Origin of the sequence: Pallidibacillus pasinlerensis (assembly GCF_009996845.1) — a bacterium.
Classification (GTDB): Bacteria; Bacillota; Bacilli; order Bacillales; family Caldibacillaceae; genus Pallidibacillus; species Pallidibacillus pasinlerensis.
On the sequence record NZ_JAACYS010000003.1, the window covers coordinates 43,718 to 61,574 of the forward strand.

Below are 17,857 nucleotides of genomic sequence, written 5' to 3' on the forward strand. Positions count from 1 at the left end.
ACATATATCAACTTTAGATTATGACAATAATTGATAATACTGGGGGATAGAGATGAAATTGAAAATTGGTATTATATGTTATCCCACAGTTGGTGGATCTGGGGTTGTTGCAACAGAATTAGGAAAACTATTAGCTGAGAGGGGACACGAAATTCATTTTATTTCGTCTAGCATCCCTTTTCGTTTAAAAAAGCTGTATCCAAATATTTTTTATCATCAAGTAGATATAAACCAATATTCTGTTTTCCAATATCCACCGTATGATATACAATTGGCGAGCAAAATCGCTGAAGTAGTGCATAGAGAAAAATTACATATTATACATGCTCATTATGCTATTCCTCATGCAATTTGTGCATTATTAGCCCGACAAATGTCTGAACATGACTTTAAAATTGTAACAACATTACATGGAACAGATATTACCGTATTAGGTCAAGATCCATCATTAAAACGGGCAATACAATTCGGAATTGAAAAATCCGATGCTGTAACAGCTGTTTCAAATGCCCTTGTACAAGAAACATATGAGTTAGTTACAGCTAAAAAGCCAATAAACGTTGTTTATAATTTTATTGATGAGCGAGTATATGCTGAACGAGAAAATAATCATAAATTAAAAGATAATTTTGGTATTGAAAATAATGAAAAAGTTATTATTCATGTATCGAATTTTCGACCAGTAAAACGGGTTCAAGATATTGTAAATACATTTGCAAAAATTAGAGAGTCAATGCCTGCAAAATTATTGCTTGTCGGGGACGGACCTGATATGTCTAAAATTGAAAATCTTGTTGACCAACTTCAACTAAAAGAATCCGTCCTATTTTTAGGTAAACAAGATAACTTAGAAGAGTTGTATTCAATTAGTGATTTACTTTTATTATTATCCGAAAAGGAAAGTTTTGGTTTAGTAGCTTTAGAAGCAATGGCTTGTGGTACTCCTGTTATTGGTACAAAAATCGGTGGCATCCCTGAGGTAATAGACCATGGTAAAACGGGATTTATTTGTGAATTAGGTAATATCGAACAAATTGCTAGTTTTGCAATTGATTTATTACAAGATAAACGCCTTCACGAAAAATTCTCAAAAGAAAGTGTGAATCGTGTGAAAAATAGGTTTTCTTCAGCACAAATTGTCGGTCAATATGAAGATATTTATTATCGATTAGTAGAAATGGATGAAATGTAATGTTAGTGAAATTTAAAAAGGCCGTGCCAATTATTGAAAAAATTGAAAAAGCAGGTTTTGAAGCGTACTTCGTCGGAGGGTCCGTTCGCGACTATTTATTAAATAAGCCGATTGAAGATGTGGACATTGCTACGAGCGCCTTTCCTGATGAAGTTAAACAAATTTTTCCTAAAACAATTGATGTAGGAATTGAACATGGAACCGTAATCGTTGTTTACGAAGGAGAAAATTATGAAATCACAACTTTTCGAACTGAAGATCAATATGTTGATTTCAGGCGACCAAAGGAAGTTACATTTATCCGTTCATTAAAAGAAGATTTACAACGACGTGACTTTACGATGAATGCAATCGCTATGACAAAAGATGGTGAATTAATAGATCCCTTCGATGGACAACAAGATATTAAGAATCAAATCATCCGTACTGTAGGAGAACCTGAGGAACGATTTAAAGAAGATGCACTCCGTATGATGCGAGGGGTCCGTTTTGTTAGTCAATTATCCTTTTATTTAGAAAAAAACACGTACAGTGCAATCGAACGTTTAGCACCATTACTTCAACATATTTCAGTAGAACGTATTTATATGGAATTTATGAAACTATTAAAGGGTAAAAATTGTAGTAAAGCTTTAGATTTAATAGCAGAAAGTAATCTATATGAATTTTTACCTGGATTTAGTGAATATCGCGAACAACTAAAGAAGGCAACTACATATATTTCTAATAGAAATCTAAATGAGGTTGAAGTATGGGCGTTATTATTAATTCTATTTCAAAATGAATCGATTGAAGAATTATTAAGAAAATGGAAAATGCCAGTAAAATTGATTCGTAAAATAAAGCAGATAATTCAAGCCTATAAAAATAGACAAAATGAATCTTGGAGTAATGAATCAATTTATCTAACAGGGCTCGATATTGCGATTCATACAGAAAAAGTTTTTTGTGCTATTAATAATAAGGAAGCCGACACTTCGGTTAAAAAAATCCGTCAAACCTTTGTTGGATTACCAATTAAAAATCGGGATGAATTAGCAGTAAATGGGAATGACTTAATGAAATGGAGCGACAAACGTGGTGGACCTTGGGTACGTGAAGCGTTGGAAAAAATTGAATTGGCTGTTATTCGTGGTGAAGTAATGAATGACAAGGAGCAGATCAAGGAGTGGTACAGTACGTGAAGTCAAATGTAAGACAAGCACTATTAGATGCATTTAAACATGCAGACGGAGAATATATTTCTGGTGAAAAATTAGCACAGACTATTGGTTGTAGCCGTACAGCTATCTGGAAGCATATTGAAGAGTTAAAAAAGGACGGGTTTCAAGTTGAAGCAGTTCGAAAAAAAGGATATCGATTAGTAACTCCTTCCAATAAATTGTCCGAAGATGAAATATATCTCGGTTTACAAACAGAAACGATAGGAAGATCAGTTTACTTTTATGAATCAGTATCTTCCACACAAAAAATTGCTAAAGAGTATGCAATGAATGGTGCGAATCACGGAACATTAATTGTTGCTGATGAACAAACTGAGGGAAGAGGACGGATGGTAAGAAAATGGCATTCCCCAAAAGGTACTGGAATTTGGGCTAGTTTTATTCTTCGTCCTGATATTCAACTTCAACATGCACCACAACTAACACTATTGACAGCAGTTGCTGTAGTTCTAGCGATTAAAGATGTAACAAACATAATACCTGAAATAAAATGGCCAAATGATATTTTAATTAATGGGCGTAAAGTGTGTGGCATATTAACAGAATTGCAAGCAGAAGAAGATCGAATTCAATCTGTGATTATTGGTATTGGCATTAATGTAAATCAAAGTACTGAAAATTTTTCTGACGATATACAAATGATAGCAACTTCATTAAAAATTGAATTAGAGCAAACGGTTAATCGAACCGAAATTATTCAAAAACTATGTTATTATTTAGAGCAGTTACTTAACTTATATATTTCTGAAGGTTTTCCACCAATTAAACGATTGTGGGAAACATATGCCATTTCCATTGGTAAACAAATTACAGCTCGAACTTTAAAAGGTACGTTCGAGGGATTAGCGCTTGGAATTAATGATGAAGGTGTACTATTATTAAAACAAGCAAATGGTGAAATAATTGAAATCCTTTCAGCAGATATAGAAATAAAATAAGATTAAGAGTTTCTTTTTTACATCAGTAGAAGAGAAACTCTTTTTATATTTATAGAATTTTTTTATAAAAATACTATTCAGCCATTTTGAATTTTGCTATAATGTGAATTGGAGCTGCACCGATATGGGCGGTATCTAGACGGTTCAATTTTTAAAAATAATAAAAGAATCTGCCTGTAGCCTATTTGGACCGGGACGGAGGGATGAAACGAAAGATTTTACAAGGGCAGGGGACTGCTCTCATACGATAAAAAGCATTTCTAGTTTATTCATAATCTTAAATTTACTAGATAATGCTTTTTGTATGGGAGCGTCCCTTTTTGATGCACTTTTTCTTGTTTCATTACCTCTTAATATTATATGAGAGGAGAATATTTATGAAACAAACAACTGATTTTTACCAAATGAAAGAAAGAAATGAAAAAATTACGATGATTACTGCTTATGATTATCCATCGGCAAAACTGGCTGAGCAAGCAGGAATTGATATGATTTTAGTCGGGGATTCTTTAGGTATGGTAATGCTAGGGTACGATTCTACTATCCAAGTAACCCTAGATGATATGATTCATCATACAAAGGCAGTAAAAAGAGGAGCAATCGATACATTTATCGTGGCAGATCTTCCATTCGCTACTTACCATAGTAGCCGAGAAGAAACGGTTAGAAATGCCGCAAAGTTAATGCAAGAAGGTGGAGCCCATGCAGTAAAGCTTGAAGGAGCGGAAGACATTATCTTAGAACATATCGAAGCGTTAAAGGTTGCAGGAATACCGGTTGTAGCTCATATCGGCTTAACTCCACAATCTGTTGCTGTTATTGGTGGTTATAAAGTTCAAGGTAAATCTGTAGAGGCTGCACAGAAACTTATTGAAGAAGCGAAAAAATGTGAAAAAGCAGGGGCTTTTGCAATCGTATTAGAATGTGTTCCACGCCAATTAGCTGAAGAAATTACGAAACAATTAACGATTCCAGTGATTGGCATTGGTGCCGGACCAAATTGTGATGGCCAAGTTTTAGTTTATCATGATTTACTTGGTTATGGTGTCGAGCGCCTTCCAAAGTTTGTTAAACAATATGTTAATATTCAAGAGGATATCGTTTCTGGAATTCAGGCATACATTAATGAAGTTAAAACTGGTGTTTTTCCAGATGAAAAGACTAGCTACACAATGAAAGATGGCGTACTTGAAAGTTTATACGGAGGCATTAAAGGATGATCACTGTTATTGAAACTGTTAAAGAAATGCAAAATATAAGTAGCAAATTAATAATATCTGGAGAAACGATAGGTTATGTTCCAACAATGGGTTATTTACATGAAGGACATTTAACCTTAATAAAGAAAGCACGCAAAGAAAATTCTAAAGTGATAATCAGTATTTTCGTTAACCCACTGCAATTTGGACCAAACGAAGATTATGAAACGTATCCGAGAAATTTTGCAAGAGATAAAAAGTTAGCAAGTGAAGCCGGGGTAGATTATATTTTTTACCCCTCTGTACAAGAAATGTATCCTACTGAAATGACGACAAATTTAACAGTTACAAAAAGAACAGACGTTTTATGTGGTAAAAATCGGATAGGTCATTTCGATGGCGTAGCAACTGTGTTGTTAAAGTTATTTTCAATAATCCGTCCAAATCGAGTTTATTTCGGTTTAAAGGATGCCCAACAAGTGGCTGTAGTTGATGGCTTAATTCAAGATTTCAATTTACCAATTGAACTTTGTCCTGTAGAAACTGTCCGCGAAGAAGATGGACTGGCGAAAAGTTCCCGTAATGTTAATTTAACGATGCCTGAAAGAGAGGAAGCATCATATTTATATAAATCGTTACTAGAAGGGAAAAGGTTAATTGAATCTGGTGAACGTAATCCAGATGTTGTCATTGCAGCAATGAATGAGTATTTGAAAGAACACATTTCAGGGGAAGTTGAATACGTAGAAATTCATTCATTCCCATCGTTACTTCCATTAAGACAACTGGAAGGAAAAATAATCATTGCTCTTGCAGTAAAATATTCAAAAGCAAGATTGATCGATAATATCATTTTAAATGTAACGTGAATTTACTCAATAAAAGGTGGTTAATAATGTATCGAACAATGATGAAGGGGAAACTCCATCGTGCTCGAGTAACAGAAGCGAATTTAAATTATGTAGGTAGTATTACAATCGATGAAAACTTACTTGATGCCGTAGACATGTTACCAAATGAAAAAGTACAAATTGTAAATAATAACAATGGAGCCCGATTGGAGACATATATTATTCCTGGAAAAAGAGGTAGTGGTGTAGTTTGTTTAAATGGAGCAGCCGCCCGTCTCGTTCAACCAGGAGATGTTATCATTATTATTTCTTACTGCATGATTGAAGAAGCAAAAGCGAAATATCATCAACCAAAAATTGCAGTATTAGATGAAGAAAATAAAATTGTTGAAATGATTGAATCAGAACCTGAAACATACATCTTAAATTCATAATGAAACTTAGATGAAAATAGTTCTGAATAGACATTTAATCATTCTTTTAATAGATTTGATTAAATGTCTTTTTTATGTATTTTTCTGATTGTATTAAATGCATAATTTATATAGCTTTACTTTTCGATAATCAATAAATATGATAATGTTTCTATAGTTAACAAATTATATATATTGGATATATTTAAACATGAAGATTGTTGATTTAGTTAAGATGGATGTTACCGCGATTAAATCAAACAATAGGTTTGCTTTTAGAATTATGAGGTGTTTAATTTGAATAAATTCGTAATTGTTGATATTGAGACAACAGGTCACTCACCAAAAAAAGGCGATCGTATTATACAATTTGCTGGTGTTGTCATTGAAAATGAAAAAATTGTTGATATATATACTACATACATCAATCCTGAGATTCCAATTTCTCCATTTATTACCGAATTAACTGGAATTGATAATGAACAAGTAGCAACAGCACCATTGTTTCATGAAGTGGCAGAAGATATTATTCAATTATTAGATGGTGCTTGTTTTGTCGCTCATAATGTTCATTTTGATTACACATTTTTACAGGAACAATTAGAAATAAATAACTTTCCACTACTTAATTGTCCGCTTCTTGACACGGTTGAAATGACTAGGATTTTTATGCCAACAATCGAAAGTTTAAAGCTTAACGATATTGCTACTTTTGCCGGTTTCGACCATGATAGGCCACATCAAGCGGATAGTGATGCATTTGTTACTGCAGAATGGTTTTTAACTTTACTACAAAAAATAAATACTTTTCCAAAAAGGACAATCAATCAATTACGTAAATATTCGAAAGGTTTACGGACGAATCTTTATGAAATATTAGACGAAATTTACGAGAAGAAAACTGAAACAAAAGAGAAGTTTCCAGAACACCTGGAAATTTATCGAGGAATCGTATATAAGAAGCAAAAATTAATTGATAATCAATCTGAACAAATTATCGATGGAAATCAAGAATATGATTTAGAAGATTTTATTAATAAGGATAAACTACGGGCGGAACAATGGAATTTAGTTGAATACATATATAAATGTCTCAGTGATGGTGAGCTTTCTTTAGTTGAGGCAGATTTGACACAAAAAAAAGAGTTATCATACTTATTAGCTGCTACCGCTCTATCGATAATAAAACAAGAACCGGTTGTAGTTTCTCTTGCGACAATCGGCAATCAACAAATGGTAGTTGATGAAGTACTACCACAATTAAAGTCGATTTTAAAAGTTCCAATCCATGTTCAGTTGTTAAAAGGTAAACAACAATATTTAAACTTATGGAAGTTCGAAAGAGTATTAAAAGATGAAAATCAAAATTACGACGAAATAATAACGAAGATGCAAATGCTCGTTTGGCTAACGGAAACTGAAACTGGAGATGTTAGTGAAATTAATTTATCTAGTGCCGGCATACAATTTTTGAAAAAAATTTCTGATATAACTATTGCAGAGGCAGATCACAACAATCCGTGGAAAAACCGTGATTTTTATAAAAATGCTATAAACAATGCTCAACACGCCCAGGTTATACTAACTAATCATCACTTTTTAATGGCTAACCGGTCCAAAGTGTTGCCAAATGTTAATATGAATTACTGCATTATTGACGATGCTCACCTCTTTGAAAAAAATGCCGAAAAATATTTTGGCAAAAGATTAAGTTATTCATCATTAAAATTTTATCTTAACCAACTTGGAAGTCCTGAACAGTTAAAACTAGTTGGTAAAATTGAAAAATTAATTAAAGATAAAAGTATTTACACAAAAGAATCGACACTGATGATTCAGAACTATTTACAAGACTTTTCAGAAAAAGGCGAGGAATTCTTCCAATTATGTTATCATCTATTGAAAACTTCAAAAAAGGATTCGGAACAGGGAAAAATTAGCCTTCAAATTGAAATTCATGAAAATGATAGTCTGTTATACTGCTGGGAACGGTTTTATGATGCATACTTAAATATACATCAAGCATTTTATCAACGATTATTGGCTTTGCTTGACAATTATCAAAATATGACAGATCAAGAAAAATTATTAGTTGAAGATTTTGCTTTTTTAATAAAACAATTAACACAAATAAGTGACATGCAACAGGAATTTACTATGGAAGATGTAAAAAACATAATTTGGTTAGAGGCGGATTTAAAAAGCCCTCAATCAACAATTGTGTGGAAGAGTTTACCTGTTGATATTCACGAACAACTGGCTGATTTTTATTTATCGAAAAAAGCCGTTTTATTTATCTCACATTCATTAACGATAAAAAATTCATTTGCCTATACGAGTGAACAATTGGGACTCGATTCATTTCCATACGTTTCGAAACAATTTCAAACAAATATAAATAAAGAAGTAAGTGTGCATCTGTATGCGATGAATGACATTCCCAATATTTTAGAAGTATCGGAGGAAGAATTTATTGAAATCATTAGCAATCATATTATAGCCATTGCACAAACTGTTCAAGGGAAACTTTTCATAACTTTTAGCTCTTATGAAATGTTAAAAAAAGCTTATAATTTGATTAAGGACAGTGAATTATTAGATGAGTTTGTGCTTCTTGCACAAGGGGTTTCTGGTGGAAGTGTGCATCGATTAGCTAAACAATTTAATCGTTTTGAAAAAGCGTTGTTTTTCAGTACTACATCCCACATAGAAACCTTGCAGCTAGAAGGAAAAATAGATGCAATGATTGTCGTTCGGCTACCATTTGCATCACCTAATGAACCTGTTTTTGCTAATCGATTAAAAGTAATTAAGAGTAAAGGAAAAAGTCCGTTTTATGAATTGTCTTTACCAGATGCGATTTTACGTTTTAAACATAGTTATATAAAATATTTAAAATTAAATCATACAAAGGGATTTTTCATTGTCTTTGATAAAAGAATTTTTGACAGTAAATATGGTCCAGCTTTTATCGATTCACTTCCAACAGTTTCGATGAATATTGTAGATTTACCAGAACTTTGTCAATGTTTAGAGGACGTATAAAACCTTACACAGGATTGTCATAAATATATCTTTTTTTATATTGAAATTTTTCCGATATTATTGTAAAAATGTATTATCTTTTATCGGTTTTGTTGGTATAATGGAGAAAAAATTTTTTATATGATAGATGAAAGAAAAGGAGTGTAGTATGAAAAAGGGGTTACTAATCAGTATATTTTCACTATTAATTTTAATAATTATTGGTTCTGTAATTATATATTTTTCATCAACATCACCGATCAAGAGGGGAGAAGAGACTGCTGTTGAACGAGCAAAAGCAGAAACAGATTTAACAGAAGTAAATTCAATTGAGTGGTTTCATTATCTCGACAAGTATTATGTAATTACAGGAAAGAATGATAATGGTGAAAAAATTCATGTTTGGGTGCCTGAAGATGATAAAAAGGAAGTTTTAGTTAAAAATGCTAAAGAAGGATTATCAGAAGAAGAGGTCATTCACATAATTCAAAATGGATTAGATGATTTTTCTTCAGAAAAACGTCCGAAAAAAATTATAAGTATTAAATTAGGTATGGTTGAAGATGCTCCAGCCTATGAAATCACATATAAAGACCGAAAAAATCGTCATAGTATATTATATTTAGATTTTTACAATGGTGATTGGTATCGAGTATACAATTTATAGATAAAATTTGTCTAATTCGGTTAAATCCGACGAGGAGGATATAAAAAATGGATTTAGCAAACAGAACAAAAACATTAACACCTTCAGCAACATTAGCAATTACAGCGATGGCAAAAGAATTGAAAGCAAGTGGAGTTGACGTCATTGGCTTAGGAGCTGGAGAACCTGACTTTAATACACCAGATCATATTATTGAGGCAGCTTATCAAGCGTTATTAAATGGTAAAACAAAATATACAGCTACAGGTGGAATAGAAGAATTAAAACGAGCTGTATGTGATAAATTGTTAAAAGATCAAGGATTGACATATGAAACTTCTGAAATCATTGTAACAAATGGAGCAAAACATGCACTTTACACATTATTCCAAGCTTTGTTAAATGAAGGCGATGAAGTGATTGTTATTGCGCCTTATTGGGTAAGTTACACGGAACAAATTAAATTAGCTGGTGGAGTTCCTGTTATTATTGAAACAACTGAGGAAAATGAATTTAAACTCACGGCAAGTCAATTGGAAGGGGCTGTGACAAGTAAAACAAAAGCAATTATTATCAATTCACCATCAAATCCAACGGGAATGTGTTATTCTGAAAGGGAACTACTTGAAATTGGAAGTATTTGTTTGAAACATAACATTACAATTGTTTCCGATGAAATTTATGAAAAATTAGTTTATGATGGTCAAAAACATGTTTCTATCGCCCAGCTTTCAGAGGAGTTAAAACAAATTACGGTAATCATAAATGGTTTATCAAAAGCATATTCAATGACTGGATGGAGAATTGGTTATGCGGCAGGTAATAAAGAATTAATTAAACAGATGACCTCGATTGCTAGTCATAGCACATCTAACCCTACTACGCCAAGCCAATATGGAGCCCTTGCAGCATTCAATGGTCCACAAGATGTTGTTGAGGAAATGCGTATTCAATTTGAAAAACGATTAAATATGTTTCACGAAGCCCTTGTCAATATACCAGGTTTCACTTGCTTGAAACCAAAAGGAGCATTCTACCTATTTCCAAATGTAAAAGAAGCAGCAAAATTATGCGGATACAGTACTGTAGATGAATTTGCTAAAGCTCTTTTATCAGAGGCTCATGTTGCTGTCGTACCTGGTGCAGGATTCGGAGCACCTGATTACATTCGTGTATCATATGCTACAAGTGAGGCGGATTTAATAGAAGCAGCAAAACGGATTAAAAATTTTGTTGAAGAAAAAATGGCACAATAATATTTTTGGTCTATCCTCTTAAACACTAGTTAGATTTAAAATTTACAATCTAATGAAAGTGTTTATGAAGGGTAGACCTTTTTCTATTTTATAAAATTATGGGGAATAACTGTTAGTAAACATTGCTTGACTGAAAATTGAGCGTTATAATGTATAAGGACTATTTACGAGTAAATCGTTTTTGGAGGGAATTTTGTGAAAACAAGAATTGCTGAAGTTAAAAATTACGTAGGACAAGAAGTAACCATCGGTGCATGGTTAGCTAATAAGCGTTCTAGCGGTAAAATTGCCTTTTTACAACTTCGAGATGGTTCTGGCTTTATCCAAGGTGTTGTTGTTAAAGCAGAAGTTTCAGAGGAAGTTTTTAAATTAGCAAAATCAATTACACAAGAATCTTCACTTTATGTAACTGGTATTGTCCGTGAAGATTCCCGTTCACCATTTGGATATGAATTAGGAGTTACTAATATTGAGTTAATCCATGAAGCTCACGATTATCCTATTACACCAAAAGAACATGGTACAGAATTTCTAATGGATCATCGTCATCTATGGTTACGTTCGAAAAAACAACATGCCAATATGATTATCCGTAATGAGATTATCCGTGCTACATATGAATTTTTCAATAAAGAGGGCTTTATTAAAATTGACCCGCCAATTTTAACAAGTAGTGCTCCTGAAGGTACTACAGAACTTTTCCATACTAAATATTTTGATGAAGATGCGTTTCTTTCTCAAAGTGGACAATTGTATATGGAAGCGGCGGCTATGGCCTTTGGAAAAGTGTTCTCCTTCGGACCAACTTTCCGTGCTGAAAAATCAAAAACTCGTCGTCATTTAATTGAGTTTTGGATGATTGAACCAGAAATGGCATTTACAACACATGAAGAAAGTTTAGAAGTACAAGAACAATATGTATCTTACATTGTTCAATCAGTCTTGAAAAATTGTGCATTAGAATTACAAACATTAGGCCGTGATACTTCAAAATTAGAAAATGTAAAAGCTCCATTTCCTAGAATTACATATGATGATGCCATTAAGTTTTTACATGAACAAGGTTTTGATGATATTGAGTGGGGCGATGATTTCGGGGCTCCACATGAAACTGCAATTGCAAATGCCTATGATAAACCAGTATTTATCGTTAACTTTCCTAAGGATATTAAACCGTTCTATATGCAGCCACACCCAGACCGAGATGATGTAGTACTATGTGCGGACTTAATTGCTCCAGAAGGATATGGGGAGATTATCGGTGGTTCAGAACGTATTTATGATTATGAGTTAATGAAAGCTGCCCTTGAAAAGCATAATCTACCATTAGATGCTTATGGTTGGTATTTAGATTTATGTAAATATGGTGCCGTACCACATTCCGGTTTCGGATTAGGTTTAGAACGTACAGTTGCGTGGATTACTGGTGCAGAACACGTACGGGAAACAATCCCATTCCCACGTCTACTAAATCGTCTATTCCCATAATGCTGTAGATAATAAAAAATGAGCTGAATAAGCAAAAAATAAAGGTGACGGCGGAAAGCGTCCGTCACCTTATTTTTTTATGTTGACTAGAGTTTTGTTTTCAATAACTCATTTTTTGAAATCCACAAAAAATATTTCTCGTCCAGTTTGATTTCTGCTTCCTCCTTTTGGTTCAATACTTGCTTTTAAGAGTTTAAATTCCTCAACATTAATATCTTCTATAAAAATCTTCGTTTCTCCATTAACAATCGGTAGAATTTCATAATCAAAAGTATCGTCCTTATATATAATCCATAGTTGATGATCTTGATTGGTTACTTGTTCTAACCCTTTTACTTGTAAAAGCATCTCTTTCGTTACAACATTCACCCAAACATTACCGTTAAGATCGTTTTGATTATTTACTGGGATGATTGGTAATTGTTGAGTATGTTGATTTTCCTGAAAATTTTTTTCCACAAAATCGGCATTTTGCTGTTCTGTCGCAAAGTATTTCTCATTTGTTTTTTCGCTAAACAAATTTGTTGTTGTAAAAAAGATAATTATTATTAAAGCAATACTCGTAAATAAAATTGAAGGCTTTAATCTATTTATTTGTTTAGATCGATTTTGTAGGTTTTCAATACTATTCCACACTCGCAATTTTAATAACTTAGAAGGATTTCTCACTTCATTCGGTCTTTTATGTAAAACAAATTTCCAATTATTTAGTATCCTTTGACAATGCGCGCATTGATTAATATGTATGCTTATTTTTTTAACTTCTTTTTCATCGATATTACCTAATATATAGTCAATTATCTTTTCTTCATACAAATGTTGCTTATGCTCCACTTTTCTTTTCACCTCGACTAGTATCGATCCAATTAATCAAATCCTTCTGTTTTCGTAAATTATTTATACCGTAACGAATGAGAGATTTTACTGAGCCTAGAGGCTTTTTCATTGTTGAAGCAATTTCTTTATGTGTTTCTCCGCGATAGTAAGCGCGAATTATTGCTTCCCGTTGCTCTTTAGGCAAACAATTTAAAGCATCGAAAACTAAATTTTGCTCGAACATTTGGAGAAACTGTAAGTCTGCTCCGTTAACTTTTCCATTCATTTCAATTAATTGTTCTAGTCGTTTTACGAGTAAATATTTATTTTTTCGTATACGATCTATTGCTCTACTTTTTGTTTTAACAGCAAGCCAGGTTTTGACACTACCTTTTGTTTTACTATATTGCTCTGCTTTTTGGAACACTTCTAAAAACACATCGTGACAAACATCTTCTGCTTCTGATTGATCTTGGATGATCGATAATGCAATTTGATAAACAAAGGAAATATATTTTTCGTAGAAAATATTAAAAGCAACACGAGAACCAGAAGCAATATTTTCCAATAATTGAATACTTTCTTGATTGTCCATTTTATTGCCTCCTTGTTTTCGTAATTTTCTCCATAAATTATGACGGAAGTACAATTGATTTTGTTACTGTAAAATTTAAAAATCATCCCAAGATAAAATTCATATTCTCTTAAAATTTTTCATAAAAAACAAATCCAAATTTAAAGTTGTAACGTAACAATAGTGGAAATGCAATTAAAGGAGGAATAAACATGGATAAGAGAATTAAGAACATCATAGCTTTTTTAATTTGCAGTGTCTTAATGATGACACTAATCAAACCACAAGGAACTTTAGCTGTCGAAAATGTATCTTTATTCACTCCTTATACTGGTGTATCTGCTTCACCAGGAGATACAATTGAATATACAGTCGGTGTTATTAATAATGGATCTAGTATAAAAAACATGTCTTTTTCACTTGAAGATTTACCAGAAGGATGGACTTATCAATTATCTGCAGATGGTCGAGAAATACAAGAATTATCAGTGCGTGGAGTTAGTGAGGAAACTATAAATCTAGTGATTACTGTACCTGGTGATGTAGAACAAGAAGATTATCGTTTTAATTTAGTTGCTACTGATGAGAGTGGAAAGTCTTCACTACAATTTTTAGTACGTATAACAGAATCTGGCGCTTCAGTGTCAGACTTTACAACTGAACAAGCTAATTTACAAGGCCATGCAGATTCACAATTTACATATACGGCAACATTACGTAACCGGACTGCAAGTCAAAAAAATTATGCATTAAGTTCAAAGGCAGGAGCAGGTTGGGGAGTAGTATTTAAATCTGGCGGCGACTCAGTTTCGTCAATTGCTTTAGAGCCAAATGAATCAAAGGATATTACTATTGAAGTTACGCCACCTGAAAATGTAGAAGAAGGAACCTTTGAAATTCCTATCCAAGCACAAGCAGGGGATGTAACAGCAGAATTAACATTAGAAGCTGTTATTACAGGTAGTTATGGTATGGAACTAACAACTCCAAATGGAAACTTAAGTACAGATATTACCGCTGGCGATGATAAGGTTATAGATTTAGTAGTAAAAAATACTGGAACAGCACCATTAGTTGATATTAATTTATCAGCTCAAACCCCTCCGAATTGGGAAACGGAATTTGATAAGAGTACGATTGCACAGTTAGAGCCTGGTCAATCTGAAACAGTAAAGGTGAAAGTAACTGCTTCTGATGAAGCGATTGCTGGTGATTATGTAGCCACTTTTTCAGCAACTTCCGCCGAAACATCTGCAAATGCAACGTTTAGAATATCGGTTGAAACGTCAACGCTATGGGGAATTGTTGCAGTATTAATTATTCTTATTGTAATCGCTGGTTTATATTACATTGTTAAAAAATATGGGAGGAGATAAGATTGACAGAACCAATTATTAAGATAGACAACTTAACAAAGCAGTACGAAGATCAAGTAGCTGTTAATCAACTATCTCTTTCCATTAAAAAAGGCGAGATATTCGGTCTGCTTGGACCGAATGGGGCAGGAAAAACGACTACCATTTTAATGTTATTAGGTCTAAGTGAACCAACGGCAGGAACAGTTAGAGTTTGTGGTATTGACTCAACAAGAAATCCTATCGAAGTTAAACGGAAGGTAGGTTATTTGCCAGATGATGTCGGTTTTTACCAAAATATGACAGGGTTGGAAAATTTAATATATACAGCACGTCTAAATGGTCTAGACTCAAAAGAAGCAGAAAAAAGAGCACTCTATTTGTTAGACAAAGTAAAATTAATTGATGCAGCCCATAAAAAAGCAGGTAAATATTCACGAGGAATGAGACAAAGATTAGGTTTAGCTGATGTGCTGATTAAAAATCCGGAGGTAATAATTTTAGATGAACCGACATTAGGAATCGATCCTGAAGGTGTTCGTGACTTTTTACAATTAATAAAACAACTAAATGTTGAGGAAAAAATTACTGTATTATTATCTTCACATCATTTACACCAAGTGCAACAAATTTGTGATCGTGTCGGTATATTTGTTAAAGGAAAATTAATTGCTGAAGGGAATATGGAGACGTTAGCACAAAAATTATTTTTGGAAGATACGTTCACGATTTATGTGCAATGTAATCCCATCTCAGAAGAGTTGAAAGATGCTATTAAGGGGTTACCTAATGTAAATAAAGTAGAGATAAACGATGATTATATGATTATATATTGCAAAGAAGATGTTTCGCCTATTATAAGTAAGACGGTTATAGAAAAAGGAGCTTCTTTATACAACATTCAGAGGAAAAATTTTGGTTTAGATGAAATTTATCATCGTTATTTTGAAGGACGTGAAAATGATGAATTACAACATCATTAAAGATAAAGTTAATCACTTGTTTCAGTTTGATAAATTTGAATCAGTCAGTGGAATACCATCCGTATTTTGGACAATTGTTCAAAAAGAGTTTACGGACTATATTCGAAGTTGGCGAATAATCATTTTACTGGCTATCATATTATTAACTTGTATTGGTTCACTATATACGGCTATAACTTCGATACAAGATGCGATTGATCAAGCAGCCGGCGATGCTGAAGAGATAGGGCGACATTCTTATTTGTTTTTACAATTGTTTACGGTGAGTGATGGTACTCTTCCATCCTTTATCACCTTTGTCGGGTTTTTAGGACCATTATTAGGGATTGCTCTTGGTTTTGATGCAATTAATTCTGAAAGAAATAAAGGAACATTAAGCCGTCTAATGGCTCAACCAATTCCGAGAGACTTTGTTATAACAGGGAAGTTTATTGCTTCATTATTGCTCTGTGCAATTTTATTTTTTTCATTAGGATTATTAGTTACAGCATTAGGCATTTTAATTTTAGGGATTCCGCCAACATTAGAAGAATTTCTACGTATCTTATTCTTCTTATTCCTATGTATTGTTTATATTGCGTTTTGGCTAAATTTAGGCATATTATTTTCTGTTATATTTAAGCAGGCGGCTACATCAGCATTATCATCGATTGCTATTTGGTTGTTTTTTAGTATTTTTTATTCTATGATTATAAATCTTTTCTCTAAATCTTATTTGAATCCAAATTCCCTTACTACTATAGAAGATGCTTTGGACCGATCGACATTTATACTTAACTTACTTAGAATTTCACCGAATTATTTATTTAATGAATCGACGACAACTTTGCTTTCGCCGACAGTTCGAAGTTTAGGTCCGTTAACAGTTGAACAAACAGTTGGTGCAGTTGCAAGCCCGTTACCATTTAGTCAAAGCTTATTACTGATATGGCCACAATTAACTGGATTAATTGCTGCTACTTTAATCTGCTTTGCTATTGCATATATCATATTTATGAGACAGGAGATACGTGCACATTAAGAACAAAATTTTTTGAGATCCAATTGCTTTCATTCGAAACAATTGGATCTTTTGCATTTATATAAATGAAAAAATCTATATTTCAGAGATGTTTTGTAATAATATCATGGTGACGATGTTCTTATAATAAATACTTTTTCATGCTATACTTATACTGAGGTGCTGTTAATGTATAAAAAAATGTTTCTGTCCTGGATTGAAGAAGGGGTTGTATCGATTCCTTCTTTTTTATTCAGCTATTATAAAAAAATCGGTCTAACGGATTTAGAATGTATGACACTATTGCATATTTATTCCTTTATTGAGAATGGGAATGATTTTCCAACCCATGATGAAATCGCTGAGCGAATGACGTTAAACGTTGAACAATGTTCACAATTAATTGGCTCACTAGTACAAAGAAACTATTTAGAAATTATTAAAGGGAAGTCTGATAACGGGATATATTTTGAAAAATATTCTTTAAGACCACTTTGGATGCGTTTAATAGATGAACATATATTAAATGAAAAGGGAGAAATTCAGGCCCAACAAAAGGATGAAGAAGGAAATGTCTTTACGATGTTTGAACAAGAGTTTGCTCGTCCGCTTTCTCCCATAGAAATAGAAACAATAACAATGTGGCTTGATAATGATCAACACGAGCCTGCGTTAATAAAAGCGGCATTAAAAGAGGCAGTTATGTCAGGTAAATTGAATTTCCGTTATATCGACCGAATACTTTTTGAATGGAAGAAAAATGGTATTAAAACCGTTGAGCAAGCACAGGAACAAGGTAAAAAGTTCCGAATGCATCAACAACAAAAAAGAAAAATAGATGAACCTGTGAAGCGGAATGATTCCGTTCCATTTTACAATTGGCTAGAAAATTAAAAGGG

At 33.0% G+C, this 17,857-nt stretch carries 16 protein-coding genes; 14 read left to right on the forward strand and 2 right to left on the reverse strand.

What is annotated here, in order from left to right:
- Positions 1-52 precede the first annotated feature (52 nt).
- From bshA to asnS, 10 genes are all read left to right on the forward strand, one after another.
- A complete protein-coding gene (gene bshA / locus GW534_RS01225) occupies positions 53-1,192 on the forward strand; it encodes an N-acetyl-alpha-D-glucosaminyl L-malate synthase BshA (RefSeq protein WP_161919234.1) in 1,140 nt (379 codons plus the stop codon).
- A complete protein-coding gene (locus tag GW534_RS01230; RefSeq protein ID WP_161919235.1) occupies positions 1,192-2,376 on the forward strand; it encodes a CCA tRNA nucleotidyltransferase in 1,185 nt (394 codons plus the stop codon). Before bshA ends, GW534_RS01230 begins: the two co-directional genes overlap by 1 nt.
- Positions 2,373-3,353, forward strand: coding sequence for a biotin--[acetyl-CoA-carboxylase] ligase (locus GW534_RS01235; RefSeq protein ID WP_161919236.1), 981 nt, complete (start codon positions 2,373-2,375; stop codon positions 3,351-3,353). The genes GW534_RS01230 and GW534_RS01235 overlap by 4 nt, the downstream gene beginning before the upstream one ends.
- A 377-nt stretch (positions 3,354-3,730) precedes the next feature.
- A complete protein-coding gene (gene panB, locus GW534_RS01240; RefSeq protein WP_161919237.1) occupies positions 3,731-4,573 on the forward strand; it encodes a 3-methyl-2-oxobutanoate hydroxymethyltransferase in 843 nt (280 codons plus the stop codon).
- Positions 4,573-5,421 (forward strand): pantoate--beta-alanine ligase, encoded by an 849-nt coding sequence (gene panC / locus GW534_RS01245; protein ID WP_161919275.1) that lies wholly within the window; start codon positions 4,573-4,575, stop codon positions 5,419-5,421. Before panB ends, panC begins: the two co-directional genes overlap by 1 nt.
- Before the next feature lie 26 nt (positions 5,422-5,447).
- The gene (gene panD, locus GW534_RS01250; RefSeq protein ID WP_161919238.1) at positions 5,448-5,837 is read left to right on the forward strand and encodes an aspartate 1-decarboxylase; all 390 of its coding nucleotides are present in this window, start codon (positions 5,448-5,450) and stop codon (positions 5,835-5,837) included.
- 276 nt (positions 5,838-6,113) lie between these two features.
- Entirely contained in the window at positions 6,114-8,861 is a 2,748-nt protein-coding gene (gene dinG, locus GW534_RS01255) for an ATP-dependent DNA helicase DinG (RefSeq protein ID WP_161919239.1), read from the forward strand.
- Between the two features lie 127 nt (positions 8,862-8,988).
- The gene (locus GW534_RS01260) at positions 8,989-9,507 is read left to right on the forward strand and encodes a cell wall elongation regulator TseB-like domain-containing protein (RefSeq protein ID WP_161919240.1); all 519 of its coding nucleotides are present in this window, start codon (positions 8,989-8,991) and stop codon (positions 9,505-9,507) included.
- 47 nt (positions 9,508-9,554) lie between these two features.
- Positions 9,555-10,742 (forward strand): pyridoxal phosphate-dependent aminotransferase, encoded by a 1,188-nt coding sequence (locus tag GW534_RS01265; protein ID WP_161919241.1) that lies wholly within the window; start codon positions 9,555-9,557, stop codon positions 10,740-10,742.
- 195 nt (positions 10,743-10,937) lie between these two features.
- Entirely contained in the window at positions 10,938-12,230 is a 1,293-nt protein-coding gene (gene asnS, locus GW534_RS01270; protein ID WP_161919242.1) for an asparagine--tRNA ligase, read from the forward strand.
- Positions 12,231-12,338: 108 nt separating this feature from the next.
- Here the strand turns inward: asnS and GW534_RS01275 are convergent, their stop codons facing one another.
- Together GW534_RS01275 and GW534_RS01280 are read right to left on the reverse strand one after the other, a co-directional pair.
- Entirely contained in the window at positions 12,339-13,064 is a 726-nt protein-coding gene (locus GW534_RS01275; RefSeq protein ID WP_161919243.1) for a hypothetical protein, read from the reverse strand.
- Positions 13,054-13,641 carry an RNA polymerase sigma factor gene (locus GW534_RS01280; protein ID WP_161919244.1) on the reverse strand — a complete coding sequence of 196 codons (588 nt, stop codon included), beginning with the start codon at positions 13,639-13,641 and terminating at the stop codon, positions 13,054-13,056. The genes GW534_RS01275 and GW534_RS01280 overlap by 11 nt, the downstream gene beginning before the upstream one ends.
- A 242-nt stretch (positions 13,642-13,883) precedes the next feature.
- Between GW534_RS01280 and GW534_RS01285 the strand changes: the two genes are divergently transcribed.
- From GW534_RS01285 to GW534_RS01300, 4 genes are all read left to right on the forward strand, one after another.
- Positions 13,884-14,996 carry an NEW3 domain-containing protein gene (locus GW534_RS01285; RefSeq protein ID WP_407670428.1) on the forward strand — a complete coding sequence of 371 codons (1,113 nt, stop codon included), beginning with the start codon at positions 13,884-13,886 and terminating at the stop codon, positions 14,994-14,996.
- Positions 14,997-14,998: 2 nt separating this feature from the next.
- Positions 14,999-15,958, forward strand: a complete 960-nt coding sequence (locus tag GW534_RS01290; RefSeq protein WP_161919246.1) for an ABC transporter ATP-binding protein — start codon at positions 14,999-15,001, stop codon at positions 15,956-15,958.
- A complete protein-coding gene (locus GW534_RS01295) occupies positions 15,936-16,979 on the forward strand; it encodes an ABC transporter permease (RefSeq protein ID WP_246203829.1) in 1,044 nt (347 codons plus the stop codon). The genes GW534_RS01290 and GW534_RS01295 overlap by 23 nt, the downstream gene beginning before the upstream one ends.
- 168 nt (positions 16,980-17,147) lie before the next feature.
- Positions 17,148-17,852, forward strand: a complete 705-nt coding sequence (locus GW534_RS01300) for a DnaD domain-containing protein (RefSeq protein WP_161919248.1) — start codon at positions 17,148-17,150, stop codon at positions 17,850-17,852.
- Positions 17,853-17,857: the final 5 nt, after the last annotated feature.